The organism is Bacillus sp. JJ722 (assembly GCF_036963345.1).
Lineage (GTDB): Bacteria > Bacillota > Bacilli > Bacillales > DSM-1321 > Bacillus_AD.
In genome coordinates this window covers 8,201-8,615 of sequence record NZ_JBALMO010000144.1, presented here as the reverse complement: position 1 = coordinate 8,615, position 415 = coordinate 8,201, and the positions used below count along the sequence as shown (strand labels likewise).

At 29.6% G+C, this 415-nt stretch carries 1 protein-coding gene; it reads left to right on the top strand.

Going from position 1 to position 415, the window contains the following annotated elements:
- The first annotated feature begins 172 nt into the window (after positions 1–172).
- Positions 173–367, top strand: coding sequence for a sigma factor G inhibitor Gin (locus V7014_RS17440; RefSeq protein WP_335508712.1), 195 nt, complete (start codon positions 173–175; stop codon positions 365–367).
- The last annotated feature ends 48 nt before the right edge of the window (positions 368–415 follow it).

Genomic DNA, 415 nt, shown 5'->3' with positions numbered 1-415 from the left:
TAGCTGGTCTTTTTTTATTTTTATAAAAGAACAATCCGTTGTTTACATAGACATACACGAATTTCTAATACAATACATACACTTAAATTACATTATCATTATTATTATGTTTATTTAGAAAGTTGTATACAAAAATAGATTAAGGGAATAATAGGAACATGGAGGTGGAGAAATGGATGCAGCAGCTAAAGTACCTATAGGGGAAACGTGTATTATATGTGAAAAATTAAAGAGCGAAGGAATTTATCTTTATGCTTCATTTGTTTGTCGTTCTTGCGAGGAAGACATTATAAAGACAGAAACTTCCGACCCTAGATATCAATACTATTTACAACAGTTACGAAAAGTTAATAATCCAGAAAAATAATGAGGAAGAGTTCCAATAATGGAGCTCTTATTTTATGTTACTAAACCA